21 protein-coding genes are annotated in these 25,627 nt (G+C 55.7%); 8 read left to right on the top strand and 13 right to left on the bottom strand.

Features of this window, described 5'->3' with window-relative positions:
- Positions 1-4: 4 nt before the first annotated feature.
- On the bottom strand, positions 5-1,102 hold the full coding sequence (locus tag D0C27_RS18940; RefSeq protein ID WP_035273653.1) for a TRAP transporter substrate-binding protein: 1,098 nt from the start codon (positions 1,100-1,102) through the stop codon (positions 5-7).
- 382 nt (positions 1,103-1,484) lie between these two features.
- Here D0C27_RS18940 and D0C27_RS18935 point away from each other — a divergent pair, with 382 nt between their 5' ends.
- From D0C27_RS18935 to D0C27_RS18910, 6 genes are all read left to right on the top strand, one after another.
- The gene (locus D0C27_RS18935) at positions 1,485-1,799 is read left to right on the top strand and encodes a non-heme iron oxygenase ferredoxin subunit (protein WP_009460854.1); all 315 of its coding nucleotides are present in this window, start codon (positions 1,485-1,487) and stop codon (positions 1,797-1,799) included.
- Positions 1,800-1,830: 31 nt separating this feature from the next.
- Positions 1,831-3,108, top strand: coding sequence for an NAD(P)/FAD-dependent oxidoreductase (locus tag D0C27_RS18930; protein ID WP_137431451.1), 1,278 nt, complete (start codon positions 1,831-1,833; stop codon positions 3,106-3,108).
- A gap of 66 nt (positions 3,109-3,174) precedes the next feature.
- Positions 3,175-4,464 carry an aromatic ring-hydroxylating dioxygenase subunit alpha gene (locus D0C27_RS18925; protein WP_009460850.1) on the top strand — a complete coding sequence of 430 codons (1,290 nt, stop codon included), beginning with the start codon at positions 3,175-3,177 and terminating at the stop codon, positions 4,462-4,464.
- Between the two features lie 13 nt (positions 4,465-4,477).
- A complete protein-coding gene (locus D0C27_RS18920; RefSeq protein ID WP_009460849.1) occupies positions 4,478-4,996 on the top strand; it encodes an aromatic-ring-hydroxylating dioxygenase subunit beta in 519 nt (172 codons plus the stop codon).
- A 1,116-nt stretch (positions 4,997-6,112) separates the two neighbouring features.
- Positions 6,113-6,529 carry a hypothetical protein gene (locus tag D0C27_RS18915; RefSeq protein WP_035270962.1) on the top strand — a complete coding sequence of 139 codons (417 nt, stop codon included), beginning with the start codon at positions 6,113-6,115 and terminating at the stop codon, positions 6,527-6,529.
- Positions 6,530-6,738: 209 nt separating this feature from the next.
- On the top strand, positions 6,739-8,364 hold the full coding sequence (locus D0C27_RS18910; RefSeq protein ID WP_137431450.1) for an acyl-CoA synthetase: 1,626 nt from the start codon (positions 6,739-6,741) through the stop codon (positions 8,362-8,364).
- A 230-nt stretch (positions 8,365-8,594) separates the two neighbouring features.
- Here the strand turns inward: D0C27_RS18910 and pstB are convergent, their stop codons facing one another.
- The 5 genes from pstB to ppk1 all read right to left on the bottom strand — a co-directional run bounded on the left by pstB (position 8,595) and on the right by ppk1 (position 14,655).
- A complete protein-coding gene (gene pstB / locus D0C27_RS18905) occupies positions 8,595-9,374 on the bottom strand; it encodes a phosphate ABC transporter ATP-binding protein PstB (RefSeq protein WP_009463840.1) in 780 nt (259 codons plus the stop codon).
- 33 nt (positions 9,375-9,407) lie between these two features.
- Positions 9,408-10,271, bottom strand: a complete 864-nt coding sequence (gene pstA, locus D0C27_RS18900; protein ID WP_022983498.1) for a phosphate ABC transporter permease PstA — start codon at positions 10,269-10,271, stop codon at positions 9,408-9,410.
- A 12-nt stretch (positions 10,272-10,283) separates the two neighbouring features.
- Positions 10,284-11,222, bottom strand: a complete 939-nt coding sequence (gene pstC / locus D0C27_RS18895) for a phosphate ABC transporter permease subunit PstC (RefSeq protein ID WP_026485253.1) — start codon at positions 11,220-11,222, stop codon at positions 10,284-10,286.
- Positions 11,223-11,442: 220 nt separating this feature from the next.
- Positions 11,443-12,486: a phosphate ABC transporter substrate-binding protein PstS gene (gene pstS / locus D0C27_RS18890; RefSeq protein WP_035270965.1), complete on the bottom strand. Its 1,044-nt coding sequence runs from the start codon at positions 12,484-12,486 to the stop codon at positions 11,443-11,445.
- Positions 12,487-12,582: 96 nt separating this feature from the next.
- The gene (ppk1, locus tag D0C27_RS18885; RefSeq protein ID WP_115634133.1) at positions 12,583-14,655 is read right to left on the bottom strand and encodes a polyphosphate kinase 1; all 2,073 of its coding nucleotides are present in this window, start codon (positions 14,653-14,655) and stop codon (positions 12,583-12,585) included.
- Positions 14,656-14,894: 239 nt separating this feature from the next.
- Here ppk1 and D0C27_RS18880 point away from each other — a divergent pair, with 239 nt between their 5' ends.
- Positions 14,895-16,385 carry a Ppx/GppA phosphatase family protein gene (locus D0C27_RS18880; protein WP_026485250.1) on the top strand — a complete coding sequence of 497 codons (1,491 nt, stop codon included), beginning with the start codon at positions 14,895-14,897 and terminating at the stop codon, positions 16,383-16,385.
- A gap of 287 nt (positions 16,386-16,672) precedes the next feature.
- Here D0C27_RS18880 and D0C27_RS18875 read toward each other — a convergent pair whose 3' ends face one another.
- The 5 genes from D0C27_RS18875 to D0C27_RS18855 all read right to left on the bottom strand — a co-directional run bounded on the left by D0C27_RS18875 (position 16,673) and on the right by D0C27_RS18855 (position 22,392).
- A complete protein-coding gene (locus tag D0C27_RS18875) occupies positions 16,673-17,455 on the bottom strand; it encodes a GNAT family N-acetyltransferase (protein ID WP_009463097.1) in 783 nt (260 codons plus the stop codon).
- A 68-nt stretch (positions 17,456-17,523) separates the two neighbouring features.
- The gene (gene glmM / locus D0C27_RS18870) at positions 17,524-18,867 is read right to left on the bottom strand and encodes a phosphoglucosamine mutase (protein WP_009463095.1); all 1,344 of its coding nucleotides are present in this window, start codon (positions 18,865-18,867) and stop codon (positions 17,524-17,526) included.
- On the bottom strand, positions 18,864-19,706 hold the full coding sequence (gene folP, locus D0C27_RS18865; RefSeq protein ID WP_060185653.1) for a dihydropteroate synthase: 843 nt from the start codon (positions 19,704-19,706) through the stop codon (positions 18,864-18,866). Before folP ends, glmM begins: the two co-directional genes overlap by 4 nt.
- A 26-nt stretch (positions 19,707-19,732) precedes the next feature.
- On the bottom strand, positions 19,733-21,646 hold the full coding sequence (gene ftsH, locus D0C27_RS18860; RefSeq protein WP_009463092.1) for an ATP-dependent zinc metalloprotease FtsH: 1,914 nt from the start codon (positions 21,644-21,646) through the stop codon (positions 19,733-19,735).
- Positions 21,647-21,753: 107 nt separating this feature from the next.
- Positions 21,754-22,392 carry an RlmE family RNA methyltransferase gene (locus D0C27_RS18855; RefSeq protein ID WP_009463090.1) on the bottom strand — a complete coding sequence of 213 codons (639 nt, stop codon included), beginning with the start codon at positions 22,390-22,392 and terminating at the stop codon, positions 21,754-21,756.
- Positions 22,393-22,409: 17 nt separating this feature from the next.
- On the opposite strand from D0C27_RS18855, the gene D0C27_RS18850 reads away from it, so the two are divergent.
- Positions 22,410-23,006 (top strand): YhbY family RNA-binding protein, encoded by a 597-nt coding sequence (locus tag D0C27_RS18850; protein WP_009463087.1) that lies wholly within the window; start codon positions 22,410-22,412, stop codon positions 23,004-23,006.
- Between the two features lie 96 nt (positions 23,007-23,102).
- Here the strand turns inward: D0C27_RS18850 and greA are convergent, their stop codons facing one another.
- Both greA and D0C27_RS18840 read right to left on the bottom strand, forming a co-directional pair.
- Positions 23,103-23,579, bottom strand: a complete 477-nt coding sequence (greA, locus tag D0C27_RS18845; RefSeq protein WP_022983494.1) for a transcription elongation factor GreA — start codon at positions 23,577-23,579, stop codon at positions 23,103-23,105.
- 407 nt (positions 23,580-23,986) lie between these two features.
- Positions 23,987-25,312, bottom strand: coding sequence for a solute carrier family 23 protein (locus tag D0C27_RS18840; protein WP_137431449.1), 1,326 nt, complete (start codon positions 25,310-25,312; stop codon positions 23,987-23,989).
- Positions 25,313-25,627 lie beyond the last annotated feature (315 nt).

The raw sequence follows: 25,627 nt of genomic DNA, 5'->3' as shown, positions 1-25,627 counted from the left end.
CTGCTTAACTGCGCTTGCCCAACTCGCTGAAGGTGAAGTTGTCCAGGGCGCTTTCAGCAACCCGGAACCAACTGGCTTCCTGCTCCTGGAAGGCCTTCCAGCTTGGATAAATCTTGGCAAAATCGGCGTTGCTGTCCGACAGTTCCTTCCACAGTTCCTGGGACTTGTCGTAAGCGGCCTTCATGACGTCCTTGGGGAAGTAGCGCAGCTTGGCCCCATCGGCCACCAGCTTGCGCAGAGCGCCGGGGTTCAAGGCATCGTACTTGGCCAGGCTGAGCATGGTCTGCTCATTACAGGCCGTCTCGAATGCAGCCTTGAAGTTGGCGGGCAAGGCTTCCCAGGCATCCTTATTAACCATGGTGGTCAGGGACGCACTGCCCTCGAACCAACCGGGGGAGTAGTAGAAGGGAGCGACTTTGTTCAAGCCCAGCTTTTCGTCGTCGTAAGGGCCAATCCACTCGGCCGCGTCAATCGTGCCCTTTTCCAGCGAGGAGTAAATATCGCTAGGAGGAATCTGCTGGGGCACGGCGCCCAGTTTGGACAGCACCATGCCGCCAATGCCACCGATACGCATCTTCAGGCCTTGCAGACTGTCCAGGTCCTTGATTTCCTTACGGAACCAGCCACCCATTTGCACGCCCACGTTACCGGCCACAAAGTTCACGATGTTGTACTGGCTGTACATTTCGCGCAGCAATTTCAGGCCACCACCAAAGTGCACCCAGGAATTGTGCTGACGGGCGTTCATGCCAAAGGACAAGCCGGTATCAAACGTTACGGCGGTGTTCTTGCCCACAAAAGCGGTACTGAGCACGTGGTTGCATTCGACCGTGCCGTTGCTGATGGCATCCATGTTCTGGGCATAAGGCACCAGCTCGCCACCGGGGAAAGCACGGATTTCGAACTTGCCTTCAGTCAGTTCGCTGACACGTTTGCACAACGCTTCGGCCGAACCATAAATGGTGTCCAGGCTTTTGGGCCAGCCGGTAGACATGCGCCAGCGTACGGTGGGGCTGTTCTGCGCAATTGCAGGGGCGGCTACGGCTGCCAAACCCGCACCCGCAACCGTTGCCGATTTCAGCAGAAAACTACGACGCTCCATCACTCACCTCTTTGTATTTTTTAATGTATTTACACCCCTTGCTCGATAGGGGTCTGGGTAGTTTGCCCGCCAGTCTGGCTTGCAGCCCCGACAGCAACTGCCCGAACCTTGCCAAACCGTCCCCCCCGAGGGGCCAGACGGACGTTCCAAGCAGTGTCAGCACACTATGAAATTGACATTCACCGCTTCGATAATAGTAAGTGTGCTGATTAATTAATTTTTGGTCAAGCAGGGAAACTACTGACGCATGTCCTTGATGAGATAAAGGAAAGCATCATCAATAGCTTAAGCCTCAACTAGCGCAATCCCTTATAAAAACGATATTTGATTTTATAATTTATACAGTATACTGACTAATTGAAAGCACAACCCGGAGACAACTTTGAACTGGATAAAAATTTCCGAAACTGATGCCATCGACAACGAAGAGTCCCTGGCAATCGAGTGGGAAGGCAAGAAACTGGCCCTGCACAAACTGGATGACGAGTTCCACCTGACCGACAACGTCTGTACCCACCAATATGCCCTGCTGTCCGACGGCTATCTGGAAGACGGTTGCGTGGAATGCCCGCTGCATCAGGCCAAGTTCTGTTTGCGCACCGGCAAGGCAATGAACGCCCCTGCCACGGTGGACATCAAGGTCTACCCGCTGCGCATTGAAGGCAACGATATTCTGGCCGACTTCAGTCAGGCCTGAGCTTTTTTCTGCTGACGAGACCTGCAACATCATGGCACACCACACTTCCGTACTGATCATCGGCGCTGGCCAAGCGGCTTCGGTGCTGGCGCGCGAACTGCGCAGCCTGGGCTTTAGCGGCAGCATCACCTTGGTAGGGGATGAAACTCACCTTCCCTACGAGCGTCCGCCCCTGTCCAAAGACGTGCTCAAGTCCAGCGCGACCACTGACAGCGTGTTTTTGCAAAAAGCCGAGTTCTATCAAGAACAGAATATTGAACTCTTGTTGGGCACCAGCGTGCAGTCTCTGGATTGCGCCACGCGTCAGGCCAGCCTGAGCAATGGCCAGACCTGGAGCTTTGACCACGCGGTGCTGGCCACAGGCGGCGCGGCCCGCGAACTGGCGCTGCTGCCCGCCAGCCAGGCCAACGCCCTGTATCTGCGCACGCTGGACGATGCCCTGAGCCTGCAAGCCCGTCTGCATCCCGGTTTGCGCGCCCTGGTGATTGGTGGCGGCTTCATGGGTCTGGAGCTGGCTTCAACTGCCAGTGAAACTGGCGCACAGGTCACTGTCATTGAAGCGAATGAACGTCTGCTGGCTCGCAACGCCCCTGCCCTGCTGTCGCAATGGTTGCTGGAGCGCTTCGAGTCGCAAGGCATCACCGTGCGCTTGGGTCAGGGAGTGCGTCAGGCCCACTTTGCGGCAGAAAACGAGCACCCCGTTCAGCTGGAACTAAATGATGGCCAGATCCTGAATGGCGATCTGGCCATTGTGGCCGCCGGTCTGAGCGCGAACTCCGCCTTGGCGCGGGCCAGTGGTATCGCGGTAGACGATATGACGGCCGGGATTATTGTGGATCGCCAGGGCCGCACCAGTGTGGCGGGCATTTATGCCGCTGGCGATTGCGCCACCCAGATCTGCCCCGATACCGCCGTGCGCACGCGCACCGAATCCTGGCAGAACGCCAACGAGCAAGCCCGTCAGGTGGCCCACGCCATTGCCGGGCAGGATGCTCCTGCTGCACCTGTCAGTTGGTTCTGGACGGATGTGCTCGGTTGCAACATTCAAATGCTGGGCCAAGGCAGCCCGGATCTGAACTATCAGGTACGCGGCGTCATGGACAGCCAGGGCGATGCCATCAGCTTCATGTTGCTGGCATTTGAAGGCCAGCATTTGCGACACGCAATTGGCGTCAATGCCGGCGCTGATCTACGCGCTTTGCGCAGCGTCATGGAACAGAACTTGCCTGTGGACCCGGCCATCGTGCTGGAACCGGCCACCAAGCTGCGCCAGTACGTGAAAGAAGCGGCTCGTACCGCCCAAGTCTAAGAAAGAGAAGCGGCCTGCGCCGCCTCGTCATCACGAATCATTAAAGAGTTATCAGAGGAGAACCCCATGTATCAGACGCAAACGGTGATAGGCCAGACGGTCGGGTCCAAAGACCGCCCTGTCGAGGAATGCACCTGGCCCGAGGACGTGCTCAACACTATTCCGGACTGGGTCTACACCAGCAACGACATTTACAACCGCGAGATGGAACGCATTTTCCATGGTGACACCTGGAACTTTGTGGCCCTGGAGGCGGAAATTCCCGATTCGGGCGACTACAAGCGCTCGTATGTGGGTTCCACACCAGTGGTCGTCGCTCGTGCGGAAGATGGCAGCATCAACGTATTTGAAAACCGCTGTGCACACCGTGGTGCTGAGTTCTGCCGCCACAATCAGGGCAATACCAATGAATTTGTGTGCCCGTATCACCAGTGGTCTTACAGCCTGAAGGGTGATCTGCAAGGGATTCCTTTCAAGCGCGGTGCGAATAAAGAAGGCGGCATGCCGCGCAGCTTCAAGAACTCCGAGCATGGTCTGAAAAAGCTGCATGTGACAACGCACAACGGCGTAATTTTTGCGTCCTACAGCGACAAGGTCGAGCCTATTACGGAATACCTGACGCCTGAAATTCTGAAGGATTTCGAGGCGGTGTTTCCCGGCAAGAAGCTGAAGATTCTGGGTTACTACCGTAACGAGTTGCCTTGCAACTGGAAGATGTACCACGAGAACCTGAAAGATCCTTACCACGCGACCTTGCTGCACTCTTTCCTGGTGGTGTTCGGTCTGCTGGTAGCGGGCAACAAGTCGCAGATGTATGTGGACCCTGTGCATGGTCGTCATGGCTATATGGCTTCGGCCAAGTCCGAGGACAAGTACGCCGAGGTCAGTGAGGACAACAAGAAGGAAATGCGTTCCTTTGTGGACGATATGCGTTTGCGCGATGAGCGTTTCCTGGACTACGTCAAGGAGTTTGATTCGCCGTGGTCGGTGACCATGCAGACGATCTGGCCCAACCTGATTGTTCAGCGCGAGATGAACACCTTGGGTGTGCGTCAGATCGTGCCCAATGGCCCCAACAGTCTGATCATGCAATGGACCATGTTTGGCTATGAGGACGATACCGAGGAGATGACTCGTCACCGTCTGCGTCAGGGCAACCTGATGGGTCCTGCCGGTTTCCTGGGTCTGGAAGACAACGAGGCCATGAAATTTGTGCAGGAAGGGGTACGTCGTTCCAGCAGCGAGGTGAACATCATCAAGCTGGATGAAAGCAAGCTGGGTACGTCCAATACGCTGATCTCGGAAGCGGCTATTCGCTCCATGTACCAGTATTACCGCCAAGTGATGGATCTGTAAGACGAGCTGACTTATGAAAATGGATTTTTCTTTCAAACCCGCCCAGGTTTCGGTTGAGCGTGCTTTGGCCTTGAAGGCGGAAATTGAGCTTTTCAATGCCGAGTACTGTGCCACTTTGGATCGTGGCAATGTTGAGGACTGGCCCATGTTTTTTGTGGAGGACGCGGTTTACCGAGTCACTTCTCGCGAGAACGCGGATCTGAATTTGCCGGTAGGTCTGGTCTATGCCGAAGGGCGCGACATGATGCACGATCGTGCGGTGGCCATTGCCCGCACGCAAATGTATGCCCCGCGCTACATGCTGCATCTGGTCACGGATGTGCGCGTGATCAGCGAGGCTGACAATGGCGACATTGAGGCTGAAGGCAATTTCATGCTGATGCAGACTTTGGTGGAAGGGCCTTCCACGGTGCATCTTGTGGGTAATTATTTCGATACCTTCACGCGTGTGGACGGTCGGTTGATGCTCAAGGAGCGTCAGGTGATTTTTGATACCTCCATCCTGGCGAATGATCTGGTGTTTCCGGTCTAAGTCCGGGGTTTGCTTCTGGTTTTAAAACTGTTTTTTGTGTGCTGTTTCCGAGCCACTTGAGTCAGAAGGTCTTCTGATTCCTTTGAGCACCCTTCTTTGTTGAGGGGTGCTTTTTTTTGCTTATTTATTGGGGCAAAGGTCTGATGCCTGGCGCAACGTCAGAGATATGAGGCTTTAGGGCTGGTAGCGCAGGTTCTGGGGGCCTATCAAGCCTGGAGGGAGTTAAGGTTAATCAGGGGACCGGGGTACAAGAAGTCTCTGTGAAAACGCCATTCAGTCGGCCTGCTGGGGTGTCCGGGCTGAGCACTTGCCGGTGCTGCGCACCGGTGCCCTTGTCAGGAGATAGCTACGGGCGCATCCTGAACTCACCCGGTACTTGGTCCCCCGGACCAAGTACAAGCGTCGGGTTCAAACAGCAGGATGCTTGCACCCCTACGCTATCTCCTGCCCGCGGCAAGTACTCTGATCCGCCCCGACACCCCAGCAGGCCGACTGAACGGCTCACAACGGCTTTTTATCTACCAATCTCTTACGGGCTCTTTGACCAAACAGGGCCTCGTGCCTTGCTCCTCTGCGTTTCCTAAACGCATATCGTTCTGCTCTTCTGCCCCCCTAAACCCCGAGAACATTCAGCCTCAGCCAAAGCCCCTCCTCCCTTCCCTTCCCTTCGGGTGGAGGCGGCGGAGGGGGCAAACGACGAAAACAGTCATCGTCCCCGAGGTAATCATGTCCAGACCAATCCGAACGCTGATCCCAGTCCCACGACGAATCACCCTTCTGCTTTTTGCTGCCGCAGTCAGGGTAATCGTGAGAATGGGCCAGTGCCAATGGCATCACCGCCGTCAAAACGGCGGCCAAACTCATCAGCAAGGCGGATTGTTTAATGGACGTCATAAGAATCGGTACGTGCAGAAAAAAAGAGGGATCAAACGATCACTCCCCCTTATATAGCAAGCTGCGGATGAACATAACATGAACAGCGGCTTCAGTTTAGATTCAGAGCCACCTGTCCATAATGGGCACCAGGCTGACAGGACAAACAAACCTTCCCACCTCAAAAGGAAGCTACCCAGGAATCTGACAGCACCACTTTTTGATTACATGAAGGAGCTATACATGAAACGCACTTCCCTCTTTTCTGCCCTGGTATTGAGCGCAAGTCTGTTGGGTGGCACCGCTGCCATTGCACAGGAAGCCACAAGCGCAGCCCAAACACAGAGCACGCAGAAACAAGCCCGTCAGGCCCGCGACCACAAACCGCTGACCGCTGATCAAGTCACCGATATCGGTCCCGCCTACCAGCGCCTGAAAGATGCCGGCTACACCAAAGTGGGCAGCCTGCATCAGCGAGGCGACAACATCATGGCCATGGTGGTTGATAAGGACGGCAAGGTTGTACGTGTCCGTTCCGAGGGTGCCAATGGCGAGTTTACGGTTGTAGAGCGCAAGAACGACGGTCAGCATCGTCGCGGCCACCGCTCCGGTCACGATCAACAACGTGACAGCGCCACGAAAGAGGCCACCAAGTCCTGATCATCACATCACTTTCCCCTAAGCAGTTGATGTTCGCAAGCAGTAGCAGTGACAACACGCAGTTGTTTTAGCAGTAGAAGTCGGTAGCAGGACGAAAAACGGCGCCCCCCCAGCGCCGTTTTTCTTTTCTACTGATTAGCCCGGATAGGGTCATCCCGCTCAAGGCGTTAGGATGGGAGTCTGTTTCACCTTTGGGAAAAGTGTCTCTCATGCTGTCTGCTGATTCGGTTTACTCACAAAGCTACTCGGAATTTCACTGGTCCATCCCCGAGCACTACAACATCGCTCACGACACCTGCGACAAATGGGCTGACGGGTCCGGGCGTCTGGCCCTGATCCAGCAATTGCCCGATGGTCAGATCAAGCGCTACACCTTCGATCAGCTCAAAGCCTGGTCCGATTCTTTAGCGGCTGCCTGGCAAGCCCAGGGTATTCAGGCAGGCGACCGTATCGCCATCTTTCTGGCTCAAGGACTTGAAACGGCGCTGGCGCATTTGGCGACCTACAAGATTGGCGCCATTGCCATGCCCTTGTTCACCCTGTTTGGCACGGACGCGCTGCGCTACAGGCTGAATGATTCCGGTGCCAGCACCTTGATTACCGATCAACAAGGCCTGGAGACGGTGTTGCCCTTGCGCGAGCACCTGCCACAGCTCAAACATCTTTACCAAAGTGACAGCCAGCAGGATCAGGGCGATGCACTTTCCTTATGGCAAGCCATTGCCGCCCACCCCGAACCGGCACCGCGCACATTGAACACCCGCGCAGACGACCCTGCCGTGCTGATCTATACCTCCGGCACCACAGGTTCGGCCAAAGGTGCTCTACATGCCCACCGCGTGCTGCTGGGGCATCTGCCGGGCGTAGAGATGTCGCACAACTTCCTGCCCACAGGCGAAGGCCTGATGTGGACGCCCGCCGACTGGGCCTGGATTGGCGGCTTGCTGGATGTGCTGCTACCGGCCTGGCATCACGGCATACCCGTGCTGGCCTACCGCTCCCCCAAATTCGATGCCGAGGCTACCTGGAAACTGATGTCCGAGCACGGTGTCACGCATACCTTCCTGCCCCCTACTGCCCTGAAAATGCTGCGTCGCAGCCAATGGTCACGCGAGCAATGGCCTTTGAGGCTGCAATCCATTGCCAGTGGCGGGGAGTCACTAGGCGCACAGCTGCTGGATTGGGCGAAGCAGGAACTGGGCATCACCATCAACGAGTTCTACGGACAAACCGAGTGCAACATGATCGTGTCCTCTTGCTCGGCTTGGTTTCCGGGCCAGGCGGGCAAGATCGGCAAGGCCGTGCCTGGTCACAAGGTCGCGATTGTGGATGATCAGGGGCAAACTCAGAAACCCGGCATCGAAGGCCATATTGCCGTGCAGTCCCCCGATCCGGTTATGTTCCTGGGTTACTGGCAGCGGCCTGAAGCCACTCGCGAGAAATTTGTGGGTGACTGGCTGCTGACTGGCGACAAAGGCATGCAGGACGAGGATGGCTATATCCAGTTCGTAGGCCGCGATGATGATGTCATCACCAGCTCCGGCTACCGCATTGGGCCCGGCCCGATTGAGGATGGCCTGATGGGGCATCCCGCTGTCGCCATGGCGGCAGTGATCGGTGTCCCCGACCCCGAACGCACCGAAGTCGTGAAAGCTTTTGTGGTGCTGAAGGAGGATATCGAACCGTCCCAGGAACTGGTCAAGGAGATTCAGGAGCACATCAAACGCCGGGTGGCTGCACATGAGTACCCACGGCTGATTGAGTTTGTCGATGCCCTGCCCATGACAACCACCGGCAAAGTCATACGTCATGCTTTACGCAAATTGAGCCAGTAAAGGCACTAGCTGCAGGCGGCACCCGCACAACACAAGGCCGTCGCTACTCCCTTTACTGGAGCCAACACTGTATCGCCGCCCCAATGGATAAAAAAACACCCCAATCCTTGGACGTAAATCCAGCGATTGGGGTGTGTGCCACACAGGAACGACTGTCCCGATGTGGGGGTATGGCTTTATTCAAACTCCAGGCAAAGCACTGCAAGGCCGCTCTGCCCGCATCCGTCTGATTAACCGAAACGACCCGTGATGTAGTCTTCGGTTTCCTTGCGAGCGGGCTTCACGAAGATCTGGTCAGTTTCACCAAACTCCATCAACTCGCCCAGATACATATAGGCGGTGTAATCCGAGCAACGTGCCGCTTGCTGCATGTTGTGGGTCACGATCACCACGGTGTAATCCGCTTTCAGTTCAGCAATCAGCTCTTCAATCTTGGCCGTGGAAATCGGGTCCAGTGCCGAGCAAGGCTCGTCCAGCAGCAGAACTTCGGGTTTGATCGCCACACCACGGGCAATACACAGACGCTGTTGCTGACCACCGGACAGGCCGTTACCGCTTTGGTGCAGCTTGTCTTTCACTTCGTTCCACAGCGCGGCTTTGGACAAGGCCCACTCCACGCGCTCGTCCATCTCACCTTTGCTCAGGCGCTCGAACAAACGCACGCCAAAGGCCACGTTGTCATAAATGCTCATGGGGAACGGTGTCGGTTTCTGGAACACCATGCCCACTTTGGCGCGGATCAGGGAAATGTCCTGCTTGGACGTCAGCAGGTTCTCATTGTCCAGCAGGATTTCACCTTCAGCGCGCTGGCCGGGGTACAGCTCGTACATGCGGTTCAGCGTGCGCAGCAAGGTGGATTTACCGCAACCGGATGGTCCGATAAAGGCCGTGACCTTCTTTTCCTTGATAGACATGTTCACATTGCGCAGGGCATGGAATTTGCCATAGAAGAAATTCAGGTTGCGGATTTCAATCTTGGTCGATTCGTCGGAGGTAATAATTTGACTCATAGCGTTGGCCGACTAGGGCGCTCCGTGAAAACGTTATTTTTGGCGGAAAAGGCTGCGAGCCAGGATATTGATACCCAAGACCAGCAAGGTAATCAGCACCGCACCTGCCCAGGCCAGACGGTTCCAGTCCTCAAAGGGGCTGGCAGCATATTGGAAAATCACCACCGGCAAGTTGGCCAGCGGCGCGTTCATGTTCAGGGACATGAACTGGTTGTTCAAGGCGGTGAACAACAAGGGAGCCGTTTCACCCGCAATACGAGCCACAGCCAGCAGAACGCCCGTCACGATACCGGGCAAGGCAGCACGGTAGGAGATGGACATCACAATCTTCCACTTAGGGCAGCCCAGAGCCGCCGCGGCTTCGCGCAGACCGTTGGGAACCAGCATCAACATATTGTCTGTGGAACGTACCACCACGGGGATCACCAAAATAGCCAAAGCCAAGGAACCGGCCCAACCCGAATAGTGACCCACCTGTGCCACATACACGGCATAAATGAACAGACCAATAATGATGGACGGTGCCGACAACAGCACGTCGTTCAAAAAGCGGGTGGCCGGAGCCAGCCAGCCACGCTGACCGTATTCGGCCAGATAGGTGCCGGCCAGAATGCCGATAGGCGTACCGATCAGGGTACCGACGCCAGCCATCATGACACTGCCAACAATGGCGTTCAGCAAACCACCCTCACCACCAGGAGGCGGGGTGCTTTCAAACAGCAGGGACCAGGCCATGGCACTGCTACCCTTTTCAATCAGGGTCCAGATGATCCAGAACAGCCAGAACAGGCCGAAGATCAAGGCAGTAAAAGACACACCCAGCATCAGGCGGTTAAACACCTGCCTGCGTTTGTAAATCGGGTTGCTCAGACTAATTGCGGATTTTTTATCAAACATGGTAGGTGATCCTTAGCGCGACGTGCCTTCGTTCTTGGCCAGACGCAACAAGAGCAACTTGGAGATCGCCAATACAACCGTGGTGATCAGGAACAGGATCAGACCCAGCTCCAGCAAGGCGGATTTCTGCATGCCACCGGCTTCGTTAAACTCGTTGGCCAGTGCAGACGCAATCGAGTTCGAGGGCGAAAACAGCGAGCTTGGCAAGTTAAAGGAGTTACCAATCACAAAGGTGACAGCCATGGTTTCACCCAGCGCACGTCCCAGACCCAACATGATCCCGCCAATCACCCCGTTCTTGGTGAAAGGCAGCACCACACGCCACATCACTTCCCAGGTCGTGCTGCCCAGACCGTATGCGGACTCTTTGAGCATGGGAGGCACCAGCTCGAACACGTCGCGCATCACGGCGGTAATAAAGGGGATCACCATAATGGACAGAATCAGACCGGCGGTGAACACACCAATCCCGAAGGGAGGGCCCGCAAAGATCTGACCCAGCACTGGCACCCCGTCAAAAAAGGAGATCAGGCCAGGCTGTACATAGCGCTGGAACAGGGGCACAAAAACAAACAGGCCCCACATACCGTAAATAATGGAGGGAATCGCAGCCAGCATTTCAATGGCCGTACCCAGAGGGCGACGCAACCAGGCTGGCGAGAGCTCTGTCAGGAACATCGCAATGCCAAACGAGACCGGCACGGCAATACAGAGTGCGATGAAAGAAGTCAGCAAGGTACCGGCAATGGGCACCAATGCACCATATTCGTTATTGACCGGATCCCAGTTATTCGTCCAGAGAAAAGAGAAACCGTATTCGGCAATGGATTCCCGGCTTCCATAGATCAGGGAAATAGAGATGGCAGCCAGCAATATGAACACGAGAAACGCAAACGAGCGTGTCATGTTCTTGAAAATGCCGTCCATAAAGGCGTTCTGATTTGATTTCATGTAGACAGATGAAGGGTCAGGCCGGAATAGGACGAACGCACTGCAACCGATTCACAGATTCTGTAACAGCCAAGGCTGCTCCAGCCCAACAAACCGGATAACGCTACGCGCTGTGCGTTCAAGACAAAACCGTAATTTTTACATAATAAAGACGGCACCACCTAGAGGTGGGCCGTCTCGCAGGATCAATTTACAACTGACCTGTATTTGAACACGAATCTTACTTCCAGACCGCAGCGCCGTCTTTGGACTTGATCTCCGAGGCCCAGGCCGCCTTGATCTGGTCGGTTACGTCCTTAGGCAACGCAACGTAATCCAGCTCTTCAGCAGATTTGGCACCGTTCTCGAAGGCCCAGTTAAAGAAGTTCAGCACTTCTTTACCGTTCTCGGGCTTGTCCTGCACCTTGTGCATCAGGATGAAGGTAGCCGAAGTGATAGGCCAGGACTGTGCGCCAGGCTCTTCGGTCAGAATCACGCCCATGCCAGGCGTACCGGCCCAGTCTGCGTTGGCAGCGGCGGCAGCAAAGCTTTCCTGACCAGGCTGGACGAATTGGCCGTCCTTGTTCTGCAACTGGGTCCAGGACAGTTTATTTTGCTTGGCGTAAGCGTATTCAACGTAGCCGATCGAGTTCTGCAGCTGACGTACGTAAGCAGCCACGCCTTCGTTACCCTTGCCACCTTGACCGGTAGGCCACTTCACAGCCTTGCCTTCACCAACCTGGGACTTCCAGTCTGGGGACACTTTGGACAGGTAGTTGGTCCAACCGAAAGTGGTGCCCGAACCGTCGGAGCGGTGAACCACCACGATGTCCTTGTTAGGCAAGGTCAAATCGGGGTTCAGTTCCTTGATGGCTGCATCGTCCCACTTGGTGATCTTGGCCAGGTAGATATCGCCCAGTACTTTACCGGACAGTTTCAGCTTGCCAGGCTCAATGCCTTCGACGTTGATCACAGGCACCACACCACCGATCACGGCGGGGAACTGCAACAGGTTTTCTTTTTCCAGTGTTTCGACCTTCATTGGGTCGTCCGAAGCACCGAAATCCACGGTCTTGGCAATAATCTGCTGCTGACCACCACCCGAACCAATCGACTGGTAGTTGACGCGGTTATTCGTTTGTTTGGCGTATTCAGCCGCCCATTTGGCATAGATTGGGTAAGGGAACGACGCACCAGCACCGGTTACGTCTGCAGCTGTGGCAGTAGCCGCAAAAGCGCTGAACGCCAGAGCAATACTTACCTTGTTGAATACACGTTTTAACATCGAGAAATCCTCTTGATGATAGTCAGATCACAGGCCCACCCTGTATGTGTCGTCATAGTAAACAGACTATATGACACGTTCATGACAGTCTGTATTTCACACACCGCCCAAGCGCTGCATCATGCTCAGATGCAGATTGAACGGGGCACCGCGACTGCGGATGCGGTTATAAGTGCCATCCGGATTGGCCTTCCAGGACAACTGGTTGTCACGCAAGGCATAGGTGAAGGCTTCGGCAATAACCCGCTTTTTCAGGCTGCGGTCCAGCACTGGCACACCCAGCTCCACGCGGCGGAAGAAGTTGCGGTCCATCCAGTCGGCCGAGGAAATAAAGACCTCTTCCTGACCGCCATTGTAGAAATAGAAAACACGCGAGTGCTCCAGAAAGCGTCCGATGATTGAACGTACCTGGATGTTCTCCGACAAACCCTTGACCCCCGGACGCAAGGCGCAAGCACCACGCACGATCAGGTCTACCCTGACTCCGGCCTGGCTGGCATCATAAAGCGCCTGAATGATCTTGGGCTCCAGCAGCGAGTTCATCTTGGCCATGATGCGGGCTTTCTTGCCTGCCAGGGCGCGCTCGGTTTCCGCCTGGATGCGTTCCATCATGCTGTCATGCAAGGTGAACGGCGACTGCAGCAAGCGCTTCAGGGGCCGCCAAGCACCCAGCCCGGTCAGCATGGAAAACACCTTGTCCATGTCCTCGCAAATTTCCTGATTAGCGGTAATCAGGCCAAAGTCCGTGTACAGGCGAGCAGTGCGCGGGTGATAGTTACCCGTACCCAAATGGCCATAACGCCGGATCGAACCCCCTTCACGACGCAGCACCAGGGCCATCTTGGCGTGGGTCTTGTGCCCCACCACCCCGTAACTGACGTGTGCTCCCACCTCTTCCAGCTTGGCGGCCCAATTGATATTGGTCTGCTCATCAAAACGAGCCATCAGCTCCACCACCACCGTTACCTCTTTGCCAGCACGCGCCGCCGACAGGAGGATATTCATCAACTCCGAATCTTCACCAGTACGGTAAATCGTCTGCTTGATACCGACGACGGCCGGGTCCGCCGCTGCGGCACGCAAGAAGCTCAAGACGGGCTGGAAGGACTGATACGGATGGTGCAGCAGTTGGTCTTTGCGGGAAATCGCCTCAAAAAACTGTGCGGGGGATTCAAATGAAGAATCAAACGGCGCCGGAATAGGCGCACGGTAATCCGGGAACAGAAGATCCGGACGGTCTGGCACATTACACAGCTGCATCAGGCGCGTCAGATTGACCGGGCCGCTGACGCGATAAGTATCTGGCACATCCAGCGAAAACTCGCTTTGCAAAAAGCGCTCCAGGCGCTCGGGCATGGAACGGTCAATTTCCAGACGTACGGCCGCACCAAAGTTACGTTGCGACAGCTCGCCCTGCAAGGCGGCGCGCAAGTTGGTGACTTCTTCCTCGTCCACAAACAGATCGCTGTTACGAGTAACGCGCCACTGATAGCAGCCCTTTACGTCCATGCCGGGAAAAAGCTCGCCCACAAAAACGCTGATCAGGGAAGTCAGCAGCATATAGCCCTGGGGAATGCCGGCGATATCGTCTGGCACACGAATCACACGTGGCAAGGCACGGGGTGCCTGCACAATGGCAATCGTGCCGGTGCGGGCGAAGGCATCTTCACCGCTCAACTCCACAATGTAGTTCAGGCTTTTGTTGTAGACGCGCGGAAAGGGATGCGCCGGGTCCAGACCAATAGGCGTGAGCAAAGGCATAACGTCACGCAAAAAAGTTTGATACGCCCACTCACGCTGAGCAGGTGTCCATAGCGCGGTCAACAGCAAACCTATACCTTCATCCATCAAGGTCGGCAAGACCTCGTCCATCAGCAAGTCGTTTTGTTTCTCGACCAATTGGTGAGCCGCAGCCTGCACCTTGTCAAACGCTTGTTGAGGCAAAAACCCGTCATCCCCCACTTGATGAGGATTTTGCAAGATCTGTTCTTTCAGACTGGAAATACGAATTTCAAAGAATTCATCCAGGTTAGAGCTCACGATACAGATGTAGCGCAAGCGCTCCAGCAAAGGCGTGGTCGAATTTTCGGCCATGGCCAGCACTCGCTCATTGAACTTGAGCAAGGACAACTCACGGTTTAGCAAGGTTGAATCTGGAGAAGGCAGCATGGTGAGGTCGTTAAAAAGCCAAAGAAAATGGGATCGTGAGACTTTTACTACATGAATGTTACAGCTCTATGACCCGTAGCAATTCAAGTCTAAAACAGCTCTGCCTGGCAGGAGCGCAAATATCACATCGCCTTTCCCAAGATGCTTTCGTCTAACTTTTCTTAATTTTCCGGTTTATGTAACAAAACCCATGATTAATGTCCTTATAATCGCACAGTAATCATCCCGAGCGATGCCTCATGGAACAACTTCTTGCCGCTGTGGACCTGGGCTCCAACAGCTTTCGTTTATCCATTGGACGAGTGGTTCAGCACAACGGTCATGCCCAGATCTACACCATTGACCGCCTGAATGAATCCGTCCGACTCGCCGCTGGCATGGGTCCCGACAAATACATCAGTCCCGATGCCATTGAACGCGCCGTAGTCATTCTGAAACGCTTCAACGAACGTCTGGCCGGTTTTCACCCCAATCGCGTTCGCGCTGTGGCCACCAATACCTTCCGGGTGGCACGCAATTTAAGCGAGGTTCTGCCGGCTGCCGAGGCGGCCTTTGGCTTTCCTATCGAGGTCATCTCCGGCCACGAGGAAGCCCGCCTGATTTTCTCGGGGATCAGCAACGAGCTGCCCCCCTCCCCCAATCGCCGTCTGATGATCGACATCGGCGGCGGTTCGACCGAAGTCATTATTGGCAAGGGCCTCAAACCTCTGCTGCTGTCTTCGCTCTACATGGGCTGTGTCAGCTATACCGACAAGTTTTTCTCCGATGGCGTGATCACCGAAGAGCGCATGAGCAATGCGATCCTGACGGCTCGTCGCGAACTGGAAGGAATTACGCGCCAATACCGCAAAACGGGCTGGCAGGAAGCGTATGGCTCCTCCGGAACCGCCAAGGGTCTGATCGCCATCCTGCAAGAGAACGGCATGTCCAAAAAGGGGATCACCCTGGAAGGCATGGAATTGCTGCGCAAACGCCTGGTACACGATGGCAAGGTGGACACACGCAATCTGAGCGGTATCAAGCCTCACCGCGCGCCCGTGCTGGCGGCAGGTCTGGCCATTATGATGGCCGCCTTCCAGGAGCTGAAGATTCGCCAGATGCTGCCTGGTGAAGGCGCACTGCGTGTGGGTGTGCTCTACGACATGCTGGGGCGCGAATCGGAACACGATCAGCGTGACCAGACCGTTCAGCAAATGATGAAGCGCTATCAGGTCGACACACGCCAGGCCCATCGTGTGCACGATGCGGCGATGAAGTTCTTCGCACAACTGAAGCTGCCCGACACCCCTGAAGTGCAGGAACTGCAGCGTCAATTGGGCTGGGCCGCCGATCTTCATGAAGTGGGCCTGAGCATTGCACATGCGGATTACCACAAGCACACGGCCTACGTGCTGGAACATGCCGATATGCCCGGTTTTTCCAACGACGACCAAGCCTTGTTGAGCTTCCTGAGCCTGGGTCACCAGGGCAAGCTGGGCAAACTCAAGCGCTTTGAGTCCAATAACGCCTGGTGGCTGACATTGCTGAGCCTGCGTCTGGCCGTCATGCTGATGCGCCGTCGCGAGGACAGGGAAACCTTGCCGCTGAGCCTGCAAGCGCGTGGCAAAACCGTCATGATTCATCTGGATCACGAATGGATGGCCAGCCATCCCCTGTCCCAGGCCTCCTTGCTGGCTGAAGTACAGGCTTGGCAAAGCGATATCAATGATTTGAGCTTGGAGCTGGTCTGACAAGGCCTGCTGAACGTGTAGCGGCCAGGTGGGCCTGTTGAAAAACACTCCACCCAGCTTACAGCCCCGATAGCCTTGCTGACAGGCCCGTTGATTGGAGTATGGCTGACGCTAGCTGGCCGAGCCGCTCATTGACAGCGCCAAAGCCTGCCAAGCCAAGCCAAGCCAAGCAGATCATCAGAACCTAAAAAACCCCCGAAAGTTGGATGGCAATCCAACTTTCGGGGGTTCTTTTTATTCGCAGGCCCTATTCAGGCCCGACTTGGTCAGGCCTGAGCAATACGCAATCAGACCAGGCCAAAGTGACGTTTATAGCGCTCGTCCATGGCTTCCAGATCCAGCAGGACAGGAAAGTCTGCCGTATTGAAGTCCGGATCCCAGGCAGGCTCACCACAAATCGTGGCACCCAGCTTCAGGTAGCCTTTGATCAGCGGTGGAATGCGCGCTGGCAAATCGCTGTTCAGTCGTTCAACCGGATAGCGATTCAAGGGCTGCACATGCGGAATGTGCTTGTTGTCCTGCATGGACTTTTGGGCCACACGCCAGACTTCGGCGGCGGTGACGCCATCGTCACGCAAACTGACACTGGCACAACCCAGAAGGTAACGGTAACCGCCTACACGCGTCAGGGCAGCAATGCCACCCCACAGCATCATGATGGCCGAGCCATTACGGTAGTCGGGATGGATGCAGGAGCGCCCAACCTCAACCAGGCTGGGGCGCAGCGCATCCAGGGCGCTGATATCGAATTCGGACTCTGAGTAATAGCCGCCCGCTTTATTGGCATTTTCAGGGGTCAGCAAGCGGTAGGTTCCTACAACCCGGTTTTCTTCGGGTTCGGTAACCATGAAATGCTCGCACCAGGGGTCGAAGCGGTCTATATCCAGACCATTGTGCTGGTCTGGAAAGACGGCATTCATTTCCTGGGTGAAAACCTGAAAACGCAAGCGCTGAAGGCATTCAAGCTCAGCCTGGGTACGAGCCAGGCGCAAGGCCAGGCCTCCAACGGTATGACCTGCCCAAGTATTCGCCCAATCCACTTCAGTACGTTCGCGCTCAAGATTTAGCATCGTGATGACTCCAAACACTTTCGTGCATCATGCACAAACAATGTTTCAGGTATTTGATAGCCACATTACTATTTCATTAAATCCACTGCAAGCAAGGTATCGATGCCTGCTTGAGCCAGATCGGCTTGTTCTGCTTCCACCATCAAGCGCAGCTTGGGTTCTGTACCTGATGCACGAATAAGCACTCGCCCACGGTCACCCAACATTTGCTCCACTTCACGGGTTGCCTGTTGCAAACCCGCATGGTTTTTCCAGTCCTGGCCCGCTTGCAATGGCACGTTAACCATAATTTGCGGGTACATCTTCAGGCCTTCCATCAGTTCTGGCAGGCTCTTGCCGCTATGGCACAGGGCGGTCAGCACTTGCAAGGCGGCAATAATACCATCGCCTGTGGTGTGCCAGTCCAGGCACAGCAGGTGACCGGAGCTTTCGCCACCGAACACCCAGCCGTTTTGCTGCATCAATTCCAGCACGTAACGGTCGCCCACTTTGGCGCGGGCAAACTCCACGCCCAATTCCTGCATTTTCTTCTCGAAACCCAGGTTGGTCATCAGCGTGCCGACCACACCTTTTACAGGCTGGGTCTGCAGATGATCAGCAACAATTAGATACAATAGTTCGTCGCCATTGTAAATGCGTCCCTGGGAATCGACCATTTGCAGACGGTCTGCGTCACCATCCAACGCAATCCCCAAATCTGCGCCGTGCTTGCGTACTTCTTCGGCCAGCTTCTCGGGATAAGTCGCGCCCACTTCCTGATTGATGTTGAACCCATCAGGTTGAACACCCACGGCAACCACTTCGGCACCCAATTCGCGGAACACGTGCGGAGCGATGTTGTAAGCCGCGCCATGAGCGGCATCCACAACAATCTTGAGCCCGTTCAGGTTCAAGTCGTTCGGGAAGGCACTCTTGCAAAATTCAATATAACGGCCAGCCGAGTCAGCCAGACGACGGGCGCGGCCCAGGGACTCGGACTTCACCCAGTGCATGGGCTGGTCAATGGCTTGCTCGATTTTCAGCTCGATCTCGTCAGGCAGCTTGGTGCCCTGTGCGGAAAAGAACTTGATACCGTTGTCGTAATACGGGTTGTGCGAGGCAGAGATCACGATACCGGCCGTCAGGCGCAGCGTACGCGTCAAATAGGCCACAGCGGGCGTAGGCACAGGGCCAGCCAGCAATACATCGATCCCGGCGGCCGACAAACCGGCTTCCAGCGCCGATTCCAGCATGTAGCCAGAAATACGGGTGTCCTTGCCAATCACCACGGTGGGGCGGCCTGTACCTTCATACTGGGCAGCCAGAACCTGCCCGGCAGCGTAACCCAGGCGCAAAGCGAACTCCGGGTTAATCGTTGGGCCACCTACTTCACCGCGGACACCATCGGTGCCGAAATACTTACGATCGCTCATTCAGAGACTCCACATTCAACCGCGTTCCACACATCCAGCGCTTCGCGCGTGGCGGCTACATCATGGACACGGACAATTTTTGCGCCCCGTGCCACGCAGGCAAGGGCTGCCGATAGACTGCCAATCAAACGCTCACTGGCGGGTTTCCCCGTGACATGGCCAATCATGGATTTGCGCGACAAGCCGATCAACCAGGGGTAACCAGGCACTGCCGCCTGCTGCAAATCCCGTAGCAACTGATAATTATGTGCCGCTGTTTTACCGAAGCCAAAGCCGGGATCCAGCATGATACGCTCGGATTGAATGCCTGCGCTCACTATGGCGTCACATCGTTGTTGCAAAAAATGACGTACATCAACGACCACATCATCGTAGTGCACCTGCTCTTGCATGGTCCGGGGCTCACCTTGCATGTGCATGATGCACAGCCCGCAATTGGAGTCCTTGACGGCCTCGAGGGCACCGGGCATGCGCAAGGCATAGATGTCATTGATCATGTCTGCACCGGCCGCCAGGCTGGCGCGCATGACCTCAGGCTTGAACGTATCCACCGACAAGGCCACACCGCTGTCGCGCAAGCCCTCGATCAGCGGGATGACACGCTCAAGCTCTTGTTCCAGGGAAACGGGTTCGGCACCGGGACGAGTCGACTCGCCACCAATATCCAGAATGTCTGCGCCTTCGGCGATTAATTGACGGGCGTGGTCCAGCGCCCGAGGCAAATCATTGTGTGCATTGCCGTCATAAAAGGAGTCTGGGGTGACATTCACAATCCCCATAACCAAAGGGCGCTCCAGCCCAAACTGGAAGCGCCCACAAGACCACTCAGGGTAATTCATGAAATAGGCATGGCCTATGTTGTAAGTTAAGCAACCGGCGTTGTCGCCGCGGCACCCTTGTCATCGGCTGGGCGAGGACCAGCGGCTGGTGGCGTGGAGCCATCGGAGGGTGTGTTGTCATTGCTGTTGGGCACGTGTGGCGCCCGTGGTGGCAAACCTTTCATGATGTCGTCGATCTGGTCGGCATCAATGGTTTCCCACTCCAGCAAGGCCTTGGCCATGGCATGCATCTTGTCCATATTGTCTTCGATCAGCTTGCGGGCAACCGCGTACTGTTCGTCGATAATCTTGCGGATTTCGAAGTCCACTTTCTGCATGGTGGCTTCGGACACATGGGTGGTTTTGGTGACGCTGCGACCCAGGAACACTTCGCCTTCGTTCTCGGCGTACACAACAGGCCCCAGAGAGTCTGTCATGCCGTAGCGAGTCACGATGTCACGCGCAATTTGCGTGGCACGTTCAAAGTCGTTCGATGCGCCCGTGGTCATTTGATTCATGAACACTTCTTCAGCGATACGGCCACCGAACAGCACGGCGATCATGTTCAACAGGCGCTCTTTGTCCATGCTGTAGCGATCACCTTCCGGCAATTGCATGGTGACACCCAAAGCACGACCACGAGGAATGATGGTGACTTTGTGAACCGGGTCCGTCTTGGGCAGCATGCAAGCTACCAAAGCGTGACCGGCTTCGTGGTAAGCGGTGTTGCGACGCTCTTCCTCGGGCATGATCATGGTGCGACGTTCTGCACCCATGATGATCTTGTCCTTGGCGCGCTCGAAGTCCTGCATATCCACGGTGCGACCATTACGGCGCGCAGCGAACAAAGCGGCTTCGTTGACCAGGTTGGCCAGATCAGCACCGGAGAAACCGGGAGTACCACGAGCCAGCACCACGGCGTCCACGTTGGGAGCCAAAGGCACTTTGCGCATGTGCACTTTCAGAATCTGCTCACGACCACGGATGTCAGGCAGGCCAACAACCACTTGACGGTCAAAACGACCAGGACGAAGCAAAGCGGGGTCCAGTACGTCAGGACGGTTGGTTGCAGCAATGACCAGTACGCCTTGGCCGGTTTCAAAACCGTCCATCTCGACCAGCAACTGGTTCAGTGTCTGTTCACGTTCGTCGTTACCACCGCCCAGGCCTGCGCCACGCTGGCGGCCCACGGCGTCAATTTCGTCGATAAAGATGATGCAAGGCGATTGCTTCTTGGCGGTCTCGAACATATCGCGAACGCGGGAAGCACCCACACCCACAAACATTTCGACGAAGTCGGAACCGGAAATGCTGAAGAAAGGCACTTTGGCTTCGCCTGCAATGGCACGAGCCAACAGGGTCTTACCTGTACCCGGCGAGCCCACCATCAGGATACCGCGTGGGATGCGGCCACCCAGACGCTGGAAGCGGCTTGGGTCGCGCAGAAAGTCCACCAGTTCCTGTACGTCTTCCTTGGCTTCGTCGCAACCGGCCACGTCCGCAAAGGTAACAGGGTTGGAGTTCTCGTCCAGCAAACGTGCACGGGATTTACCGAAGCTGAATGCCCCGCCCTTGCCGCCACCTTGCATCTGACGCATGAAGAACACCCACACGCCAATCAGGAGCAGCATGGGGAACCAGGAGATGAACAGGCTGGTCAGGAAGGAAGGCTCTTCACGGGCTTTACCCGATACCTGCACACCGGATTTCACCAGTTCAGGCACCATCCACAGGTCACCGGGGGACGTCAGCGAGTAGCTGCGGCCAGAATCCGGCGTGACATGCAGGGTATCGCCCTGAATATCCACCTTGCTGATGCGGCCGGAGCGGGCATCATTCATGAATTGTGTGTAAGTGACGCCATCAGTGGCTGGTGGCCGGCCGTCAAACTGCTTGAAAACAGTAAACAGCACCAGCGCAATAACCATCCAGATCGCGACTTTGGAAAACGAATTGTTCAAAGCCAATCTCCTGCGATTGCGATAACTTGCTCCATATGCTTACACATACCTGAACAAGCGCCATACATAGTTCATTCTACCCGATTCAAAGCCCGGCAAGTCATAAATTACCTGCGCTTCAAGCCACGGGCAACGAGAAAGGTTTCGGAGGATTTATCACGCGAAGCCTTGGGTTTACGCTCGACGACTCTGACAAAATTCTGCTTGAAAGACTCCACGATCTGGGAAAACCCGCTGCCGTGGAAGGCTTTGACGATCAGTACCCCTTCATCGGTCAGATGCTGCAGGGCAAATTCCTGTGCCAGCTCGCATAAATGCTGGATGCGGGCGGAATCGGCCGATGCCACACCAGACAAGTTGGGGGCCATATCCGAAATCACAAGGTCTACCGCCGCACCTTTTAAGGAATCTTGCAATTGCTCCAGTACAGAGTCCTCGCGAAAGTCGCCTTGCATGAACTCTACCCCGGCAATTGGTTCCATTTCCAATATATCCAGTGCGATAATGCGACCATTGAGCACACCGCCAGGGCCGACCATGCGTTCCCGTATCAATTGCGACCAGCTGCCCGGCGTAGACCCCAGGTCGACCACCACCTTGCCCTGAACCTGAATCTTCTCCAGATCCAATATTTCACTGAGCTTGAAGGCCGCACGCGCGCGATACCCTTTTTGTTGCGCCAATTTGACGTAGGGGTCATTTATATGCTGCTGAACCCACTCTTTAGAGAATTTTTTCTTGGCCATTCCCGTACAATCTCTTTATGCCAAAACTCAACCTTACACCTCATGAGCGCAGCGAACTTCGTGCTGCTGCTCACGCTCTGCGCCCAGTTGTCCTGATTGGAGACAATGGCCTGACCGACGCCGTGATCAAAGAAATCACCGTCCACCTGCAGGCTCACCAGCTCATCAAGATCCGTGTGGCCGGTGATGACCGTCAGGCTCGTCTGACCATGTTAGAACAAATCTGCGATGCGCTCGATGCTGCCCCTATTCATCATCTGGGCAAAATCCTGACTATCTACAGACCCAATATCGAACGCCCCCCTGTTTTGGGAGCGCCTGTTGAAAAACCTACCCGTGCGGTGCGCAAGCCTTCGGAGCCTTACACGCCCAAAAAGCTGGCCGCTTCCGGTGTTCAGCGTACGCGCAAGACGGAACGTGCTCGCCGTGCTGAAATGCAAGCTGAACGCAGCAGCACCCAAGCGAAAAAAGCCTCGGCCGCACCACGCAGCGTTCAAAAGTTCTCGGCAGTCAAACCTGCTGCCGCGCCCCGTAGCAATACCAACCGTCCTGGCAGTGCCATGTCCTTGCGGGCAGGCGCTCGTCGCGGACTGGGCGGTTCGGGCAAACGCTAAACTGCCGTAAATTATAAGGCCCCCGCACAATGTGCAGGGGCCTTTCTTTTGCGTGCTCGAATCAACAGCAGGACAAGCCTGCTGTCAGAAGCAAGGTCAAACGTAACTGATCGACAGGATTTCGTATTCACGAATACCGGCGGGCGCCTTGACCTCGACCACATCGCCTTCGCTCTTGCCAATCAGGGCACGAGCCACAGGGCTGGAGATGGAAATCTTGTTGGCACGGATGTCGGCCTCGACGTCACCCACGATCTGGTAAGTCACGGTGTTGCCGGACTCCAGGTCCTCGATTTCAACCGTAGCACCAAACACGATGCGGCCATCCGCCTGCAGCGCGGCCGGTTCGATAATCTGGGCATTGGACAAAGTGCCTTCCAATTCGGCAATCCGACCCTCGATAAAGCCTTGGCGCTCGCGCGCGGCATCATACTCGGCGTTCTCGGACAAATCGCCTTGTGCTCGCGCTTCGGCGATGGCGTTAATTACATCCGGGCGTTCCACCGTCTTGAGGCGGTGTAATTCGACTTGCAAACGTTGTGCGCCCTGCGCAGTCAATGGGATCGCAGACATAGTATTCCTGCTCAACAAGTAAAAGACGCTCCGTAGCAGGAGCGCCTGGAAGATAGGGGGATAACGATGATGGGGCAAACAATCAAACAGGTTGAATCGGCCGACTTGAAAGTCCTGCTGACCCTACAGCGTACATTCAAACACACTGCTCAAGCCAAACCTGCCGGCTGCCCCAATATGGCTTTTCCGACACAGAGAAATTCTGCGGCAGAAAAAAACCCCGCGAAGAACCGGGGTGTGAGATCTATTGTCGGCAAACTGCCTGAAAATAGCAAGCCCCTGAAACCCCTGTGTAAAAAAACAGAAGCTCAAGGGCCACGGGTTTAGAGCAGGCTATTTCAAGACTGGTGACAGGCTGATGGCCAAACTAGTCAGAGCCAGGCCAGTCTTGATCCGCCTTGGGCCGACTACACCATATTCTGGCGACGGCCTCGCAACAAAGCGTGCAGCAAAATAGCACCAAAGGTGGCGCAGCCAATGCCGTCCAGACGAATCACGCCAAACTGCAAGGAGAAGTTACCAGCCCCCAGAATCAGGGTGACGGCTGCCACCAGCAAATTGCGGTTATCGCTGAAATCCACCTGGTTCACCACCCAGATACGGGCGCCGGCAATAGCGATCAAACCAAACACCACGATGGACATGCCACCGAGTACAGGGCCAGGAATGGACTGGATCACGGCACCGAACTTGGGCGAAAAGCCCAGGAAAATCGCGATCACGGCAGCAAAGGCAAACACCAGCGTCGAGTAGATACGGGTAGCGGCCATCACGCCGATATTCTCAGCATAAGTCGTCACACCAGTGCCGCCTACGGAGCCGGACAGCATGGTCGCCACGCCATCACCCACGAAAGCACGACCCAGATAACCGTCCAGATCCTGACCGGTCATGGCGCTAACCGCCTTGATGTGACCCAGGTTCTCGGCCACCAGAATAATGGCCACCGGCACAATCACGGTCATGGCATGAGCCTGGAACACAGGCGCGGCAAAGCTGGGCAGACCCAGCCAGGCGGCTTCAGCAACCGGCGCAAAGTTGATTGGGGTGCCGTAGCCCATCACATTGGTGAAAACCCAGTACAACACGCAAGCCAGAGCCAAACCCACCAGAATCAGCAAACGCTGAGCCACCCCACGGGTATAGACCGCAATACCACCCACGCACAACACGGTCATCAAGGCCATCATGGAATCGAAGGTGCCGCTACCCATCGCGCCCTTGGCCGCAATAGGAGCCAGGTTCAGGCCAATCACCGCCACAATCGAGCCGGTAACAACCGGAGGCATCCAATGGTTGATCAAACGCGCTGCCCCACCCTGGGTACGGGCATTGAACACCCAGACCAGAACACCGATCAGCGTATAGACCAGACCACAGATAATAATGGCCCCCAAGGCCACGCCAATATTGGGATTCGGGCCGCTACCGGCATAGCCGGTAACCGCAATCACACCACCAATAAACGCAAAGCTGGAACCCAGGTAGCTGGGAACCCGGCCACCGACAAACACAAAGAAAATCAGCGTACCAATACCGGACATCAAGATGGCCAGATTGGGATCAAAGCCCATCAACAAGGGGGCCAGAATGGTGGAGCCGAACATGGCCACCACGTGCTGCGCACCCATGGCAATGTTTTGCGGCGTGGCCAGACATTCGTCGGGCTGCACAACCGCACCGGGTTCGCTGCCGGACACTCGGCGCCAACGCGGGAAGTAAGACTGAGACATAAAGGGTTCCAGAAAAGGAATAAAGAAATACAGCGCAATTCGTCAGACGGTCGCGCAGTGCTCCCTGAGGCACTGGCTGATTCGTTGAGGCATGATTTTAAACGTGAAAGACTCAACAAGGCACCTGAAAATAAGGCAGTACGCGGTAAACCCCAACATGGATCCAGCCAATACGGGTTTCAAACTGCCTTTTGGCGTCGATGCTCGCGCTATATGCGGTATATACCCCCTCTATCTGCCTGTGCTTGACTGGCCCATTACAATAGACAATCAGCCTGCCTTTGGCAGTCCGATTCCCTAGCAGAGTGATTACGC

This window comes from Alcaligenes faecalis (genome assembly GCF_005311025.1).
GTDB lineage: Bacteria > Pseudomonadota > Gammaproteobacteria > Burkholderiales > Burkholderiaceae_B > Alcaligenes > Alcaligenes phenolicus.
This window is presented reverse-complemented; position numbering and strand designations above follow the sequence as displayed.

What these genes read in the sequence shown, in the direction of transcription:
- D0C27_RS18850 (WP_009463087.1), top strand. Translation starts at nt 22,410, where the DNA reads ATGCCAAAACTCAACCTTACACCTCATGAGCGCAGCGAACTTCGTGCT.
- D0C27_RS18940 (WP_035273653.1), bottom strand. Translation starts at nt 1,102, where the DNA reads ATGGAGCGTCGTAGTTTTCTGCTGAAATCGGCAACGGTTGCGGGTGCG.
- D0C27_RS18875 (WP_009463097.1), bottom strand. Translation starts at nt 17,455, where the DNA reads ATGCTAAATCTTGAGCGCGAACGTACTGAAGTGGATTGGGCGAATACT.
- D0C27_RS18855 (WP_009463090.1), bottom strand. Translation starts at nt 22,392, where the DNA reads ATGGCCAAGAAAAAATTCTCTAAAGAGTGGGTTCAGCAGCATATAAAT.
- D0C27_RS18910 (WP_137431450.1), top strand. Translation starts at nt 6,739, where the DNA reads ATGCTGTCTGCTGATTCGGTTTACTCACAAAGCTACTCGGAATTTCAC.
- D0C27_RS18920 (WP_009460849.1), top strand. Translation starts at nt 4,478, where the DNA reads ATGAAAATGGATTTTTCTTTCAAACCCGCCCAGGTTTCGGTTGAGCGT.
- pstS (WP_035270965.1), bottom strand. Translation starts at nt 12,486, where the DNA reads ATGTTAAAACGTGTATTCAACAAGGTAAGTATTGCTCTGGCGTTCAGC.
- folP (WP_060185653.1), bottom strand. Translation starts at nt 19,706, where the DNA reads ATGAATTACCCTGAGTGGTCTTGTGGGCGCTTCCAGTTTGGGCTGGAG.
- D0C27_RS18840 (WP_137431449.1), bottom strand. Translation starts at nt 25,312, where the DNA reads ATGTCTCAGTCTTACTTCCCGCGTTGGCGCCGAGTGTCCGGCAGCGAA.
- D0C27_RS18915 (WP_035270962.1), top strand. Translation starts at nt 6,113, where the DNA reads ATGAAACGCACTTCCCTCTTTTCTGCCCTGGTATTGAGCGCAAGTCTG.
- glmM (WP_009463095.1), bottom strand. Translation starts at nt 18,867, where the DNA reads ATGAGCGATCGTAAGTATTTCGGCACCGATGGTGTCCGCGGTGAAGTA.
- D0C27_RS18930 (WP_137431451.1), top strand. Translation starts at nt 1,831, where the DNA reads ATGGCACACCACACTTCCGTACTGATCATCGGCGCTGGCCAAGCGGCT.
- D0C27_RS18925 (WP_009460850.1), top strand. Translation starts at nt 3,175, where the DNA reads ATGTATCAGACGCAAACGGTGATAGGCCAGACGGTCGGGTCCAAAGAC.
- ppk1 (WP_115634133.1), bottom strand. Translation starts at nt 14,655, where the DNA reads ATGCTGCCTTCTCCAGATTCAACCTTGCTAAACCGTGAGTTGTCCTTG.
- pstC (WP_026485253.1), bottom strand. Translation starts at nt 11,222, where the DNA reads ATGAAATCAAATCAGAACGCCTTTATGGACGGCATTTTCAAGAACATG.
- D0C27_RS18880 (WP_026485250.1), top strand. Translation starts at nt 14,895, where the DNA reads ATGGAACAACTTCTTGCCGCTGTGGACCTGGGCTCCAACAGCTTTCGT.
- greA (WP_022983494.1), bottom strand. Translation starts at nt 23,579, where the DNA reads ATGTCTGCGATCCCATTGACTGCGCAGGGCGCACAACGTTTGCAAGTC.
- pstA (WP_022983498.1), bottom strand. Translation starts at nt 10,271, where the DNA reads ATGTTTGATAAAAAATCCGCAATTAGTCTGAGCAACCCGATTTACAAA.
- pstB (WP_009463840.1), bottom strand. Translation starts at nt 9,374, where the DNA reads ATGAGTCAAATTATTACCTCCGACGAATCGACCAAGATTGAAATCCGC.